The 15,377-nt window shown below is 55.2% G+C and carries 15 protein-coding genes; 5 read left to right on the top strand and 10 right to left on the bottom strand.

All coding sequences use genetic code 11. The features are described from left to right. The first annotated feature begins 13 nt into the window (after window positions 1-13). Both FD428_RS00210 and FD428_RS00205 read left to right on the top strand, forming a co-directional pair. A complete protein-coding gene (locus FD428_RS00210; RefSeq protein WP_012000763.1) occupies window positions 14-916 on the top strand; it encodes a 2-dehydro-3-deoxygalactonokinase in 903 nt (300 codons plus the stop codon). Next, window positions 903-1,517, top strand: coding sequence for a 2-dehydro-3-deoxy-6-phosphogalactonate aldolase (locus FD428_RS00205; RefSeq protein WP_071259142.1), 615 nt, complete (start codon window positions 903-905; stop codon window positions 1,515-1,517). Before FD428_RS00210 ends, FD428_RS00205 begins: the two co-directional genes overlap by 14 nt. Before the next feature lie 43 nt (window positions 1,518-1,560). Here FD428_RS00205 and uhpT read toward each other — a convergent pair whose 3' ends face one another. The 8 genes from uhpT to ivbL form a co-directional block, all read right to left on the bottom strand. Then, on the bottom strand, window positions 1,561-2,952 hold the full coding sequence (uhpT, locus tag FD428_RS00200) for a hexose-6-phosphate:phosphate antiporter (protein WP_012000765.1): 1,392 nt from the start codon (window positions 2,950-2,952) through the stop codon (window positions 1,561-1,563). Between the two features lie 144 nt (window positions 2,953-3,096). Beyond that, complete coding sequence (locus FD428_RS00195; RefSeq protein WP_012000766.1) at window positions 3,097-4,425, bottom strand: MFS transporter; 1,329 nt, start codon at window positions 4,423-4,425, stop codon at window positions 3,097-3,099. Between the two features lie 9 nt (window positions 4,426-4,434). Further along, window positions 4,435-5,937 carry a signal transduction histidine-protein kinase/phosphatase UhpB gene (gene uhpB, locus FD428_RS00190; protein ID WP_071259134.1) on the bottom strand — a complete coding sequence of 501 codons (1,503 nt, stop codon included), beginning with the start codon at window positions 5,935-5,937 and terminating at the stop codon, window positions 4,435-4,437. After that, window positions 5,937-6,527: a transcriptional regulator UhpA gene (gene uhpA, locus FD428_RS00185; RefSeq protein WP_112001389.1), complete on the bottom strand. Its 591-nt coding sequence runs from the start codon at window positions 6,525-6,527 to the stop codon at window positions 5,937-5,939. Before uhpA ends, uhpB begins: the two co-directional genes overlap by 1 nt. A gap of 167 nt (window positions 6,528-6,694) precedes the next feature. Beyond that, window positions 6,695-7,696, bottom strand: a complete 1,002-nt coding sequence (locus FD428_RS00180; RefSeq protein ID WP_114848130.1) for a glycosyltransferase family 52 protein — start codon at window positions 7,694-7,696, stop codon at window positions 6,695-6,697. A gap of 251 nt (window positions 7,697-7,947) precedes the next feature. Then, window positions 7,948-8,238, bottom strand: a complete 291-nt coding sequence (ilvN, locus tag FD428_RS00175) for an acetolactate synthase small subunit (protein WP_012000771.1) — start codon at window positions 8,236-8,238, stop codon at window positions 7,948-7,950. Between the two features lie 3 nt (window positions 8,239-8,241). Next, entirely contained in the window at window positions 8,242-9,936 is a 1,695-nt protein-coding gene (gene ilvB, locus FD428_RS00170; RefSeq protein ID WP_114848131.1) for an acetolactate synthase large subunit, read from the bottom strand. A gap of 107 nt (window positions 9,937-10,043) precedes the next feature. Then, window positions 10,044-10,142 carry an ilvB operon leader peptide IvbL gene (gene ivbL / locus FD428_RS00165; RefSeq protein ID WP_047460165.1) on the bottom strand — a complete coding sequence of 33 codons (99 nt, stop codon included), beginning with the start codon at window positions 10,140-10,142 and terminating at the stop codon, window positions 10,044-10,046. 530 nt (window positions 10,143-10,672) lie between these two features. On the opposite strand from ivbL, the gene tisB reads away from it, so the two are divergent. From tisB to emrD, 3 genes are all read left to right on the top strand, one after another. After that, the gene (gene tisB / locus FD428_RS00160) at window positions 10,673-10,762 is read left to right on the top strand and encodes a type I toxin-antitoxin system toxin TisB (protein ID WP_047460159.1); all 90 of its coding nucleotides are present in this window, start codon (window positions 10,673-10,675) and stop codon (window positions 10,760-10,762) included. Between the two features lie 119 nt (window positions 10,763-10,881). Then, complete coding sequence (locus FD428_RS00155) at window positions 10,882-11,715, top strand: DMT family transporter (protein ID WP_114848154.1); 834 nt, start codon at window positions 10,882-10,884, stop codon at window positions 11,713-11,715. Between the two features lie 246 nt (window positions 11,716-11,961). Beyond that, complete coding sequence (gene emrD / locus FD428_RS00150; RefSeq protein ID WP_114848132.1) at window positions 11,962-13,146, top strand: multidrug efflux MFS transporter EmrD; 1,185 nt, start codon at window positions 11,962-11,964, stop codon at window positions 13,144-13,146. Here the strand turns inward: emrD and FD428_RS00145 are convergent. After that, on the bottom strand, window positions 13,073-14,134 hold the full coding sequence (locus FD428_RS00145) for a cellulase family glycosylhydrolase (protein WP_223849113.1): 1,062 nt from the start codon (window positions 14,132-14,134) through the stop codon (window positions 13,073-13,075). The genes emrD and FD428_RS00145 overlap by 74 nt on opposite strands. 89 nt (window positions 14,135-14,223) lie before the next feature. Continuing rightward, window positions 14,224-15,150, bottom strand: coding sequence for a DNA-binding transcriptional regulator DsdC (gene dsdC / locus FD428_RS00140; RefSeq protein WP_024130072.1), 927 nt, complete (start codon window positions 15,148-15,150; stop codon window positions 14,224-14,226). Window positions 15,151-15,377: the final 227 nt, after the last annotated feature.

Raw genomic sequence — 15,377 nt, 5'->3', positions numbered from 1 at the left:
TCAGGAACGAAGTATGTTCAATTCAGATAACTTTATTGCCGTCGACTGGGGCTCCAGCAACCTACGCCTGTGGGTTTACCAGAAGGGGAGCTGTGTCTGGCGTCACGCCAGTCATGATGGGGTGATCAATCACCATGCAGGGCAGTTCAAAGATATTTGGCTGACATTGCTCGAACAGTGCCCACACACTCTGGCAGATAATACGACGGTTATCATGAGCGGCATGATTGGCAGCAATATTGGCTGGGTAGACAGTCACTATTTACTCTGTCCGGTCTCCCTGCAAACCCTGTCGCAGCATCTCACTCAAGTTCATGACGCGGGCCATCTCCCTGTATTTATCATTCCTGGTTTGCAGTTAGCGGGATCTGAAACCTGTAACGTGATGCGCGGTGAAGAAACACAGCTTCTTGGCGCGTTATCAGAAAATAGCTGGTATGCCTTCCCTGGCACCCACAGTAAATGGGTACGCATGGAGAACGATACGGTCCGTGATTTTCAAACCATCATGACCGGCGAATTTTTCCACCTGCTGACCCGACACTCCATCGTGGGAAAACACGCAACGGTACAACAGCACAATGTCGATGCTTTTTTAGCGGGCGCAAAACGTGGTCAACATGAAAACTGCCTTTCTCGCGGCGTCTTTGATCTCAGAGCACGAACACTAAGTCATATCCTTCCTCAGGACGCGCTTTTTGATGCCTTATCCGGTCTGCTGATCGGCCATGAAATCGCACAAATGCTGCAACATTACGCAATCCCTGCACACGAAGAAATTGTACTGGTAGGCAGCGACGAGCTGCTCGTCCGCTACCAGACCGTATTCCAGCTTTTTGGCCAGCGCTGTCGCCTCCTCAACGGTGAAACAGCATTCATTAACGGCATCAGGAGTGTTTTACATGAACATCCGTAATCCTTTGGTCGCAATACTACGAGGTATAACGCCCGATGAAGTTCTGGCGCATATTGATGTACTCGCAACAGCAGGTTTTACCACCGTAGAAATTCCGCTGAATTCCCCCGACTGGCAAACCAGTATCGCCATAGCCGTTGCACACTATGGTCAGACGATACATATCGGCGCAGGAACCGTGACCGCCGTTAGCGAAGTTAACCTGTTATCCGCATTCAAGTGCTCGTTTATTTTGACGCCGAATACCGACCCGTCAGTTATTGACGCGGCACGAGATGCCGGAATGACGACCTGTATCGGCTGTCATACCGCCAGCGAAGCGTTTGTCGCGATCCATCACGGCGCCAGCGCATTAAAAATTTTCCCGGCAGGCGAACTGGGGCCAGGATACATCCGCGCATTAAAAGCCGTTCTACCGACGCATATTCCACTCTATGCCGTCGGTGGCATCCGTCCCGACAATCTGGCTGACTATCTGAATGCAGGATGCATTGGCGCAGGATTAGGCAGCGATCTGTACCGCGCCGGACAAACCGTAAACCAGACGGCAAGAAATGCCCAGGCCTTTATCGAGGCGTGGAACGCCTGTAAGCAGCAATAAAAAAGCCCGGCGCCAGGCCGGGCAAAACGTTACCAATACACACTTAAGCGACTTTCAGTTGCTGTATTTTTTTCTCACGGCGAATTTTACGTTCTTCCAGCACCGCGACCATCGCCATCAGGCAGATGCAGCTAATGGCAGCGGCATCCAGCGCGGCGAAGGTGCCCGCCCAGCCGGTCAGACCAAAGACTGGCGTACCGTCGGCAATCATCCCCAGCCCCAGCTTGGCGAAGCTGTCGCCGATCAGGTAAGCGAAGGTGCCTTTAATGCCGTCCGCCGCGCCGATCGCTTTTTTCGGGACGAAGCCGACTGCCGCCACGCCGATCAGCAACTGCGGGCCAAACACCAGGAAACCGAGCGCGAACAGGGACGCCAGGTAGACGTACTGGTTGCTGGCATGCTGGTAAACGCCGAGGGTGGCGATAATCAGCGCCAGCGCAACGCAGGCCACCAGCGCACGACGACCGTTCGCCAGATCCGACAGCCAGCCCCACAGCAGCGTGCCGACCAGCGCGCCCACTTCAAACAGGGTAAAGCCCTGAATCGCCACTTCTTTAGAAAGTTTCAGTTCCTGGAATGCGTAAACGGTAGACCACTGGTCGATACCAATACGCACCACGTACAGGAAGATGTTGGAGAAGCACAGCAGCCAGATCACTTTGTTTTTCAGGACGTATTCCACAAAGATCTGCCACTTGGTCATCTCATTTTCTTCGGTCTCTTTGTCCTCTTCGCTGATCTCTTCGCCGAACAACTCTTCCGCCTTACCAAGACCATAAGATTCCGGGGAGTCGCTGCCAAAGCGCAGGCCGATGAAGCCCACAATCAGCGCGATGATCGACGGGAAGATAAACATGCCGATCACATGGCCGTCGAACAGGTAGTTCGCGCCGAACAGCGCCACGCCTGCCGCGCCAGCGCCGCCGAGGTTGTGGGAGATATTCCAGAAGCCGAGGAAGGTGCCGCGCTTACGACGGGGCGTCCATTTGGTGATGGTGGAGTAACTGCACGACCCGCCGGTACTCTGGAAGAAACCGCTCAGCGCGTAGAAGGCGATCATCAGGAACAGGCTAACGGAACCACTCCCCATGCTGGCGCTGAAGCCCAGCATACAGATAGCGGAAAGAATCAGCATAAACGGCAGGAACTGCTTGGTGTTTTTGCCGTCGGCATAGTAGGAAACCAGCGTTTTGCCTACGCCATAGGTGATCGAGAAGCCCAGACCAATCATCCCCAGTTGCGTCATGCTCAGCCCGTAGGTGGAGATCATGTCGTTCTGGGCGATGTTGAAGTTTTTGCGGATCAGGTACATGGTCAGGTAGCCGATAAAGACCACCAGATAGGACTGCATGAACGGTTTGAACCACATTTTGCGCCGTACATCGAGCGGCAGATCCAGGGTCGGCTTACGCACCTGGTTTAAGAAGTTCAGCATGGGACGGGTATCTCCTGATTTTTTAAGCCTGCTTTATTGCAGGCATTGTAAAAATCAGTCGCCCAACCAGCCTGAGACAGCGTCCAGGCGAAACCGGGAAAATTTCTTAGTTTTGCCCCACTCGGGGTAAAAAGGTGAAGTCCGTCACGTAATGCTGGCCTCGCGCGGCGCCTGCGCGTTCAAAAACGGCAGCAGCAGCAAGGCGGAAATGCCCGCCGCAATGGCAATCACCACAAAGAACCCGGTCCAGTGCCAGGTTTCCATCACCTGCGCCAGCGGCCAGCCGGAGAGCGATGCACCAAGATAGGCAAACAGACCGACAAAACCGGTTGCCGCCCCCGCCGCCTCTTTGTGCGAACATTCCGCAGCCGCCATGCCGATCAGCATCTGTGGGCCAAAGACAAAAAAGCCGGTGGTGAAGAAGCACGCCGCCTGCATCACGTAACTGGCGAACGGCATCAGCCATAACGAACCGACAGAGAGCAGTATTCCGGCAGCGAAAATCAGGTTCATTGGCCCACGGTTGCCGTTGAACAGTTTATCTGAACCCCAGCCCGCCACCAGCGCGCCGATAAACCCGCCCAGCTCGAACATCGTGACCGCCGTGTTGGCGGTGACCAGATCGACACCCAGCGTCTCCGACATATACAGGTTGCCCCAGTCGTTGATCGCCGCGCGTACCACGTACACCAACACATAGCACAGCGAGAGCAGCCAGATATAGGGATTCAACAGCACGTATTTGGTCAGGATCTCTTTGCGGGTCAACCCCGCGCCCTCCTGCTGCTGAGCGATTTCCAGCTCATCATGCCGCCAGTCCCCGACCGCTGGCAAACCGATAGCCTGTGGCCTGTCGCGCAGCCGCCAGCAGAGAAAAATGCCGACGATAATCGCCAGCGTTCCGGCAATCATCATCCCGGCGCGCCAGCCGTAATGCAGAGCGGCAGCAGCCATGACGATCGGAATCAGCGCCCCACCGACGTTATGCGCAGTATTCCAGATAGCCCACCACCCGCCACGCTCATTACGCGAGTACCAGGACGTCAGCAGACGGGCACACACCGGCGCTCCCCAGCCCTGGAAGAAGGCATTCAACGCCCACAGTAATGCAAAGGCCCACAGCGACGTGGAGAAACCGAACAGGATATTCACCACGCCGGTGGCGATCAGCCCAATGCCCATAAAATAACGGGCGTTGGAACGGTCGCTGACAATGCCAGAGACAAACTTCGACAGGCCATAGGTGATGTAAAACAGCGTCGCCAGCAGGCCGATATCACTGCGGGTCAGCACGCCGCTGACGAGGATCTCCGGCACGGCGGCATTAAAACTTTTACGGGTGAAATAGAACAGCGCGTAGCCAAGCCAGATGGTAAGTAAGATCTGTCGCCGCCAGTAGCGGTAACGCGCATCGACTTCGTGTTTATCGGTTATCAACGGCGCATTTGCCGGAGCTTTCAGAAACGTCAGCATCGCCGCTCCTTAAACGTAACGCAGAGGCAACGACACGCTAACGCGCGTGCCGTGCGTACAGGAGATGGCCAGCACGCCGCCAAGCGCCGTCACGCGCTCGCGCATCCCGGTCAGACCAAAGCCTTGCTGGCCGGAATCCGGCGGCAGGCCGCTGCCATCATCTTCAATCACCAACATCAGCCGCTCATCCTGCTGCCAGCCCTGTAGCGTAACCGCGCTGGCATTAGCGTGTTTCACAATGTTGTTCAGCCCTTCCTGACAGACGCGAAACAGCGTTACCCGCTGGCTTTCGCTGAGCGCAGACTCGTCTATTCGCCAGTCGAGATGGCTGATAATGCCGCGACTTTCCAGCTCCATTTCCCGCATCAGCGAACGGATAGCCTGTTCCAGCGTCAGGTCATCCAACTGGCGTGGACGCAAGCGCCCCAGCAGGCGACGCACCGCGTCATACACGCCCAGCGACAGTTGCTCAATGTGCGCCCCGCTCTGTTTTACGCCGCCATTATCCGCCGCCAGCCGCTGTACAATTCCCGCCTGAGTGCGAATGGCGGTGATGGTCTGACCGATGTCGTCGTGCAGTTCCCGCGCTACGTCGCGCCGCACGCTCTCTTCCGTTTCCAGCAGGCGTTCCGCCAGACGATGGTTGCGCGCCAGCTCATTTTGCAGCGACTGGTTGAGTTCGCGCAGGCGCTGAATCCCCGCGCCAAGCAGCAGCCCTGTCAGGCTTTGCGCCAGCAGAGAAAGCAGTAAATCAACGGGATGATCGTGCCAGGTCTGGCTGGCAATCAGCGCGATGGCGTTCATCAACGTCGCGATCAGCGCCCCTTGCCAGCCGTAATGCCAGGCGAGCGCAATAATCGGTAGCGCAAGGCAGAACGGCGTAAAGCGTGACAGCTCAGCCGGTAGACCCAGCTGTAGCCACAGACTGACGGTGAACAGCAGCAGATACCAGACCAGATGCCGCCCGCGCCAGTTCACCGGCTGCGAGACCAGCGCCGGGCCGAGCGGTAACCAGGTGGTGCTGGTCAGGTAATGCCAAAACACCAGACAGATGGGCGCCAGCGTCAACCCGCCGGTAAGCGTCAGCAGCAGCGCGTTTAACGTCTCTTCCCCCTGGCCTAACCAGGGCAGAGACTGTAACAATGCCGCCGCCGTCAAGGCCGCGCCCTGTAACAGCAGGGTGCGCCAGTCGCGCTGATGGCGATAGCGGGAGATTAATGCCACAGGCAGCAGCGTCAACAGGCTTCCGATCATCAAAAGCGGTAGATGCGCCAGCGCCACTTCCTGCGCCAGCCACCAGACCAGCAGCCATTCCGCGCCCAGCAATACCGGCCAGTAGCTGCGCGGACACTGCAACATCAGCCCCAGGCGTAAACCGAACGGGAACAGCAGTACCGCCAGCTCCGGGCGCTCAACCAGGTGCAGGCTGATGCTCCACAGGCAAAACCACGCGGCGGAGAAGATAAAAAAGCAGGCAATAACGGTAATTAACCGGGAGAGGATGGTTTTCATCACCAGCTATCAAACATGCGGCGCGCCAGTTCAACGTCGTTGCTGACGCCCAGTTTTTCCAGAAGATTGGCGCGATGTACGTGTACCGTTTTTGGCGACAGCCCCAGCTCGGCGGCGATCTCTTTCACCGCCATTCCCTGCGCCAGCTTTTCCGCCACCTGGCGTTCACGTCTGGTCAGCGGGTCCTGCCGTCCAGCCGCCAGTTTAACGGCGATATCCGGCGTCAGGTAACAGCCGCCCGTCGCCACCGTGTGTACCGCGGCAATCAGCTCGTCAGGGCTACAGCGCTTGGAAAGGAAGCCGCGCGCACCGGCGTTCAGCGCCTGTTCCACCAGCGCCGGACTGTCATGTACCGACAGCATTATCGTCGCCATCCCTTTAGGAAGCTGACTTAATAACTCCAGCCCGGAGATATCCGGCATGGAGATATCGCAGATGCAGACCTGCACGCCGCGCCCCGGTAATCCCGCCAGCGCCTCCTGCCCCGAGCCAAACTCGGCCACAACCTGTAAATCAGGTTCCAGCCCCAGCAGCTGCGCAAAGCCGGAGCGGACGATAAGGTGATCGTCAATAAGGGCGATGGTGATCATGGTTCTGTCCTGGTACTTGAAAGTGCCTGATGGCGCTGCGCTTATCAGGCCTACGGGCGGGAGCCGTTGTAGGCCGACCATCCAACAAAGCGCTTACCTTAACGATAAGCGCATGGCTGTTCAAGCCGTGAGCAGTATTCAATGCGTCTGGCGGGCGTACGACTCCGTTACGGTTCCATACAGTCCAGGTCGCAGATACGCACTTTGTCGCTATCAGAAAAAAGCGCAAAGGAATCCCGAATATCGGGCCGGATCAGGGTGGTTTTGAGCAGTGTGATGTAAACATTCTCTAATTTCATCACATTAAGCTGGCAAGTGCTTGCAAACCCAAAGACATTCACTCGCTGGTAAGCCGAGGATAACTGGCAAATATAATCTTCAGAAATGGCGTTCAGCGTAATTTCCGTCATGCCAAACACCTGCTGGCTGTACTCTCTTGGGTGCCTGAGGTACTGGAGTGAAGGATAGTGCGCTGCGAGCGTCTCTATCTTATGAATCAACGCAATAAGGTTGGAATCATTTTTCACATCAAGGATATCTTTAAATTTCGAGCCCACAAAAACATTGATCTCCCCGGCATAGACAGGCGCACTGCGCTCAGTATGCAAGCGCTGTTTCTCCTCTGAGAGAACATCAATATAAACAATATCGCAGTCTACATTTCTACTTTTGCTTTTATGCTTTACGATAGAGAAATGCAGTTCACTTCTTTTCGCGATATCCCTGATATTATAATGCTGACCAAGCCACATTCGCGTTAACTTACGACCGGGGCCTTTTCGTAGTTTTATTTGTTTATCAAGATAGCCTGCGGAGTTGATACTCAGAATGCCATCATCAAACGTTCTAATCTTAACGTCATCAGACAACATTTTTAGAATGTATTGCACTGAAAGATGGCTGATATTCGCCATATAGACATAATGGATTGTCTTATGAGAAAGAAAGCGATTGATTTTCAGCATGTTAATAAAGCCATAATCCATACTGGCGACTAAGCCAGAAGAGAATTCATTATTAACCGTTTCATATATATAGGACTTTAACTCTACCTTTGTTTTAAGGTAGATGATATGAAAACGCGCGTGTCTATACCTCGCTTTAATCTTAGAAACAATTCTGAGCTGAAGCGGGGAGCAAACAATAAAAAGATGCTCAACGATTTCCATTAGTTATTCGCTCTGAATCACAGCAACCCGGCGCATAATATCATTGCAATATGACATCGTAAAGAAGCGTCCCGGACGCTCAGGCGAGTATTGGTCACTTTGTCCGAAAAGATACTTTCTATACTGCAAATAAGACAGTTCATAAACCGGATAATAAAGGCACGTCACGTCCGAAAATATTACTTATAGTTATATAACACTCTCAAATAATTAACCTGAACAAGGGTTTCCCCTTGTTCAGGTAGCCATTACTACTCAAAGAAAACCGAGATTTTATTAAACATTGACGGATCGGACTGATTGCGCGCCACTTTCACCACATCTTCCAGTTTATCGATCTGACTAATCATCTGCTCCAGACGCTGATCGTCGTTGACCAGTAGCCAGATGCGGCTCTGGTCGCTGCTCTGGATGGGTAGACAAAGAATCCCTTCCACGTTGAAAGCGCGACGGGCGAACAGCCCACAAACGTGCGTCATGACGCCAGGATGGTTACGGACGGTGAGTTCCAGGATAACGTTCTCATGTGATTGTTTCTGCATGGTTTATTCCCCCACCATCTCAGTATTGGCCGCACCCGGCGGCACCATCGGATAAACTTTTTCGTCTGCATCAATACGTACATGGATCAGCGCCGGTCCTGGGCGGCTGATGATTTCCCGCAGCGCCGCTTGCGGATCGGCTTCATTATTTAAATCACAGGTTTCCAGACCAAAACCAGCGGCAATCTGCATAAAGTTGATCATCCCCGGATAGGTGGCAGCAAACACGCCCTGCTTGTAGAACAGGCTTTGTTGCTGATGCACCAGCCCCAACGCTTCGTTATTCATCAGGATAATTTTTACATCCAGTTGGTTTTCGCTGGCGGTCGCCATCTCCTGAATATTCATCATCAGGCTGCCGTCGCCGGAGAAGCACAACACTTTCTTGTCCGGGTTCGCCAGCGCCGCGCCAATCGCCGCAGGCAAGCCAAAACCCATCGTCCCCAGCCCGCCGGAAGTCAGCCACTGACGCGGACGGTTGAGCGGATAAGCCTGTGCGGCCCACATCTGGTGCTGGCCTACATCGGTCGTGATAATCGCGCTGTCATCCACGCAGGCGGCAACGGCATTAATCAGCCCGTAATGGCTGAGCGGATCGCTGGCTTCAGGGATCGCGCACGGGAACTCGCGCTGCAAATCCGCCACCAGTTGATGCCACTCTTCGCGTGGCTGAGCCTCAATGTGCGGAATCAACTGCGCCAGAACGTCATCAACATCAGCCTGAATGGCAACGTGCGGTTGTTTAATTTTACCCAGCTCCGCGCGATCGATATCCACATGGATGATTTTGGCATTCGGGCAGAATTGTTCGGTTTTGCCAATCGCCCGGTCATCAAAACGCGCCCCCAGAACCACCAGCAGATCCGCCTCTTGCAGAATATAGTTTGTGCTGCGCGCGCCATGCATGCCCAGCATTCCCAGAGAAAGCGGATGCGCCTTCGGCAGTATGCCCAGCGCCATCAGAGTCATAGTGGTGGGCAGTCTGGCTTTTTCCGCCAGTTCACGCACACGCGCAGGCGCGTTAATCACGCCGCCGCCAAGATACAGCACCGGGCGCTTCGCGGCGTTGATCATCGCCGCCGCATCACGAATGCTCTCAGCGCTGAATTCCGGCGCCGCCATTTTTTCAGCCGGAGCAGGCAACGCTTCAATGTCAAACACCGCCGTCTGTATATCCTTAGTAATGTCTATCCACACCGGCCCAGGGCGCCCGGACTGGGCAAGACGAAACGCATCGCACATTACCTGTGGCAACTCATTGATATCTCTGACCAGATAGTTATGTTTTGTGATGGGGATAGAGATGCCGTAGGTGTCAACTTCCTGAAACGCATCGGTGCCGATCATCGAGGCCGGAACCTGACCGGTGATGCATACCAACGGAATGGAGTCGAGACGCGCGTCGGCAATGGCGGTAACCAGGTTAGTCGCGCCCGGCCCGCTACAGGCCATACATACCGCGGGTTTACCGTCGGTTCGCGCCATCCCCTGAGCGATAAACCCCGCCCCCTGTTCATGGCGCGCCAAGATGTGGCGAATTTGCGTACTTTGGCTTAAGGCGTCGTAAACGGGGAGAATCGAACCGCCCGGAATGCCAGTGACGATGTTAATGCCCTGACGTTCCAGAAAATGAACGATAAACTCTGCGCCCGTAAAGCGCGTACGCGGGGATGTTGATGTTGTGCCCGAACTTGCCATGCTCCAGTCCTTTTATTCTGGGCCGACTTGCCGGGAAGGTGTCTTAAACGAAAAACCCCGCCCGGTTTGCGCCGGCGGGGTTTTGGAATCGTGTGTTGTTCCAGTCCCTACGGCGCATTGCCGACGACCACCACCACACGCACGACGACCACTGCGGCAGGTTGCGCAGTTTTTAGTAGGGTCGCAGTCAGCATGGAAGGGTTCATTAGGGACCTTGTCTGTTTATGGATTAACAGGTTTTATACAAGCACAGCTTTTCAGGCATGACAACGGAAAATTTTTCATCTGCACAAAAATGCGTCGACGATCACGCTTTGCCAGATGCTGACGCAGGCCTGCAAAACAAAAAACCCCGCCGGAGCGAGGTTTTTATCAGCGTTATGCGGTTGGTTGCCGCAAAGCACACTGTGTTATATCAACATCAGAAGTATACGCGTTCCGCGAAGAACACGCAATTTCGGCACGAATTTTGACGCATTTGAGTATGGATCAGAAGTCGCGATCCGTCCACAAAATACTGTTCATTCATACAGTATTTATCTATAATATCACTGTACGCAATGTGTTATAGGGGGCCGCATCGTAACCGGCGCAACAAAGTCCTGGCTGAAACGGGTGGTGCCGTCAGCGCCTTAACCCCCGTGTGAGCACACTGTGTTATGTCAACAAAAGGTGCTGACAACAGGCGGCGGAGAGGTACGTCAGCACCGTGCTCCTTTTACCAGAAGGAGAGCGTATGAGCCTCGTGGATATCGCTATTCTTATCCTGAAACTCATTGTTGCTGCACTGCAACTGCTTGATGCCGTTCTGAAATACCTCCGGTAATTCAGATTCAAGCCGCACCGAAGGGGAGCGGGCAACCGCTCCCCTTTCATCATCTGCCTGGTGCTTGTCCATCGTCGATATGTTACGTTTTTATGACAACCACTGACGATACCCAAACCATGACCCTTTCCATTTTCTGCATTTTGCTGTTCGCCGCGCTGCTGCATGCCAGCTGGAACGCCATCGTGAAGGCGGGAAATGACAAACTTTACTCCGCAATCAGCGTCAGTGGTTCCGCAGCGTTGATGGCGCTGGCGTGTCTGCCCTTCGCCCCGCCCCTTCCCGCCGCCAGCATCCCTTTTTTAGCCGCCTCCACCGCCTTACAGGTGGTTTATACCGTGCTGGTCGCCAAAACCTATCAGGTTTCGGATATGAGCCAGACTTACCCCCTGATGCGCGGCACCGCACCGCTGCTGGTGGCGATAATTAGCGTCCTGTTTCTTGGCGATAGCCTTTCCACAATGGCCTGGCTCGGCATCGCGGTAATTTGCCTGGCGATTCTCGGCATGGCCTGTAACGGTCGTGCCCGCTCCCGGCGGGGTATCACGCTGGCGCTGATCAACGCCTGCTTTATCGCTGGCTATACGCTGGTGGACGGCACGGGCGTGCGGGTGTCGGAAACCGCGCTGGGTTATACGCTGTGGACCTTCTTGTTGAACGGCACCTGTCTGCTTGGCTGGGCGATGATTGCCCGGCGGCGGGAAGCCTCGCGCTATCTGGCGCAGCACTGGAAGAAAGGCGTTTTTGGCGGTATCGGCACGATGGGTTCCTATGGGCTGGCGCTGTGGGCGATGATTCAGGCGCCGCTGGCCGTGGTGGCCGCACTGCGTGAAACATCCATTCTGTTCGGCGCGCTGATTGCCTGGCTGCTGCTCAATGAGAAAGTCGCCGGGCTACGGTTGGTCGCGGCTGGCGGGATTGCCGCCGGGGCGATATTGCTGCGTTTATCCTGATTGCCGGATGGCGGCTACGCCTTATCCGGCCTACGGGAGCCGCCGGGCACCATCAAACTGCGGTAAAATAATCTCTCGGCAACAATTGTTGCCGCTTTTTGTTTACATATCCTGCCGTTCGGCTCCCGCGCTATTCCCGCCGTGAATATGGCCTTCTTTTTTTAGTGTGGTAGATTCCACTCGCATTTATGGGAATGCGTAGCACCTTATTCTTATTTTTTTCTTTTTTAAAAAGTAATCAGCGAAATGAAAAGGCAGAGAAGCGTCAATTTGTTGTTGATGTTGGTATTACTGGTGGCCGTCGGGCAGATGGCGCAAACCATTTATATCCCCGCCATTGCCGATATGGCGCGTGAACTGAACGTTCGTGAAGGGGCAGTACAAAGCGTCATGGCCACTTACCTGCTCACCTACGGCGTATCGCAACTGTTTTACGGCCCGCTTTCCGATCGGGTAGGGCGCCGCCCGGTAATCCTCGTCGGGATGTCCATTTTTATGCTGGCTACGCTGGTCGCGATTACCACCCACAGCCTGACGGTATTGATTGCCGCCAGCGCGTTGCAGGGCATGGGCACCGGCGTCGGCGGCGTGATGGCGCGTACGCTGCCGCGCGATCTGTATGAAGGTACGCAGTTACGCCACGCTAACAGCCTGCTGAATATGGGGATTCTGGTGAGTCCGTTGCTGGCGCCGCTGATTGGCGGACTGCTGGATACCGTCTGGAACTGGCGCGCCTGTTACGTTTTCCTGCTGGTTCTCTGCGCAGGCGTCACCTTCAGTATGGCGCGCTGGATGCCGGAGACGCGCCCCACAGGCGCACCACGTACCCGCCTGATCGCCAGCTATAAAACATTATTCGGCAACGGCGCATTTACCTGTTATCTGCTGATGCTGATTGGCGGACTGGCGGGAATCGCCGTCTTTGAAGCCTGCTCCGGCGTGCTGATGGGAGCGGTGCTGGGTCTGAGCAGCATGGTGGTGAGCATCCTGTTTATTCTGCCAATTCCGGCGGCGTTTTTCGGCGCGTGGTTTGCGGGTCGCCCGAATAAGCGCTTCGCAACGCTGATGTGGCAGTCGGTATTCAGTTGCCTGTTGGCGGGCGTCATGATGTGGGTCCCAGGTCTGTTTGGCGTGATGAACGTCTGGACGCTGCTGATCCCCGCCGCGCTGTTCTTCTTCGGCGCCGGAATGCTGTTCCCACTGGCGACCAGCGGCGCGATGGAACCTTTCCCGTTCCTTGCCGGAACAGCTGGCGCGCTGGTGGGCGGCCTGCAAAACATCGGCTCCGGCGTGCTGGCGTGGCTCTCCGCGATGCTGCCGCAAACCGGGCAGGGTAGCCTCGGCTTTTTGATGACGCTTATGGGGCTGCTGATTTTATTGTGCTGGCTGCCGCTGGCGTCGCGTGTGCCGCATCAGGGGCAGACGATTTAATCGAATGATGGCCCGGTTTCCCGCCGGGCTTTTCACATACCGGCGAGATCATCGTGGTCAGGAGCGGCTCCAGCGCCGGACGCCACGCCCCTTCTTCCCCGTCATAAAACTGCGTATCCGCGTTAATCGCATACGGAATATTCACCCTTTGCAACTCGCACGCCATAAATCGGGCAAACGCGAGCTGCGAAGCGGAAGGGTTATTTTTGATTGATTCGCCCGGCGCCCAGCCGCCAACCCAACTGGCATGGCCGGTTTTTTGCTGCCAGCGCGCGGCGGCGTTAATTCGCGCGCGAATCGCCGCTTTCTCCGCCGCCGTGCCCGACGTCCACGGGTATTTACCGTTATTTTTCAACGGCCCCCACGGAAAGATATGCCACTCCGCCAGCACGTAATTCTGGCTTTGCGGGGGCAGTTTTAGGGCCGACAACGCTTCCGGCGCGGCGCGCAGACGAGGCGCGACAAAAATCATGCGTTGGGGGTCAATCGCGTGAAGGGTGCGGATGGTTTTGTCATATACCCGGTTCAGGGAAGCCTGGCTGTGGTTGAGTTTCTCCGCCGGTTCATAAATCAGGTCAAACCCCAGCAGCGGCGAACGTTGCGCAAAATAGTGCGCGACGGCTACCCACCAGTTGATCACCTCTTGTTCATTGCCGGGGCTGGGGTCGTTTTTATACTCATCGGCCTGATAAGCAATGATCGGAATCACGCCATACTGCTCACACGCCTCCACCAGTTTTCGCAGGTGGATGAGTCGCGCTTCCGTCGGCTCTCCCGCGACGCGTATGCGCACATGCTTAAATCCCTTCGCCTGGAAATCACGCACCACCAGAGGATCAAACTCCCGGATACCCCGTTCGGTGCGCGCCCAGTCAACGTCCATCCCCACACCAAGCTGCTGCGCATAGCGCGAAGCGGTCAACGGCGGCTGAGCCGCGCACACCGTGGCGCTGACGAGCAGGAAGAGAGAAGCAAGCGGCTTTAACACGATTGTCCTTAAGCAAATCATCAGGAGTCATATCACGTATTTAGCACGCTTTCTGGCTTTACATGCAATAAATCTTCGCGTGGCAAACGCTACGTCGCCTGCTCCTGCAACCAGCCGATAAACGCCTCGATTTTCGGCCACTGTCTGCCAGGCAGCGTGGTCACATAATAGTGCTGGTGGCATTTCAGCGTCATCTCGCCGAAAGGCGCAATCAGTTCGCCGCTATCAAGACGCTTTTGCACCAGCCGTTTACGCCCCATCGCCACGCCGATATGGTTCATTGCCGCAATAACGGCTAAATCGGAACGATCGAAGCCAATACCCGACGATGTCGGCAGATTCACGCCAAAATGCTGCGCCCAACTGTGCCATTCATCAGTGCCGGAGTCGTTGCTCCATGCCTGTCGGTCATGCAGGAGCGTACAGTGGCGCAGGTTAACCCGCGCATTCGTTAAGTCATGATGACGGGCATATTCGGGGCTGCACACCGGCAGAATGGCCTCATCCATCAGGAAGTGATGCGTCAGCTGCGCCGAGGGCGCATCATCAAAATAGATCGCTAAATCAATCCCTGCCCGCTGGAGATTCACGTTGTCATTACCGGTCAACATGGTCAGCGAGATGGACGGATAGCGGCGAGTAAAGTCTCCCAGCGCAGGCACCAACCAGCACTGAGCAATCGAAGGCCGCGAATAGACGGTCAGCGTCCCTGACAACTCCTGATTTTTAATATCGAGGATTTCCTGATTCAGCGTATCCAGCGACGATTTCAACGCCCAGAATACCCGCTTGCCCTCATGGGTGAGTTCCACTTTGCGGTGCGAACGGACAAAGAGCTGAATCCCCAGTTCCTCTTCCAGTTGATTGATTCGATGGCTGACCGCGCTGGGACTTAGCGACAGCTCATCCGCCGCCAGCGCAAAAGACTGATGCCTGGCCGCCACTTCAAAGGTGTACAGCTTTGATAATTGCCAGCCGTTGAGTAAACGGTTTCTGCCGTCGCGTAAGGGTTCCATCGCCGCCTCTGTGACCTCTTTTTGGCTTTGCAGTGTAAAAAAATGCGCCTGGAAAATCAGCGTAAAGATGAATCAAAGTGAACCATATCGCATAAACAGACCATTATTGGATGCAAATCACCCTTTTGATTCAATCTGGTTCATGTGAAGGGCAATTTATATCGTTTGTCAGCAAGTGCCGTTTTTTCGTCCAATACGCCTATGTTAATCACAGGGTAAGGTGAGAT

This window comes from Citrobacter sp. TBCP-5362 (assembly GCF_005406305.1).
GTDB lineage: Bacteria > Pseudomonadota > Gammaproteobacteria > Enterobacterales > Enterobacteriaceae > Citrobacter_B > Citrobacter_B koseri.
Note: the sequence above shows the minus strand (reverse complement) of the source record. Positions and strands in the feature narration are given on the sequence as shown.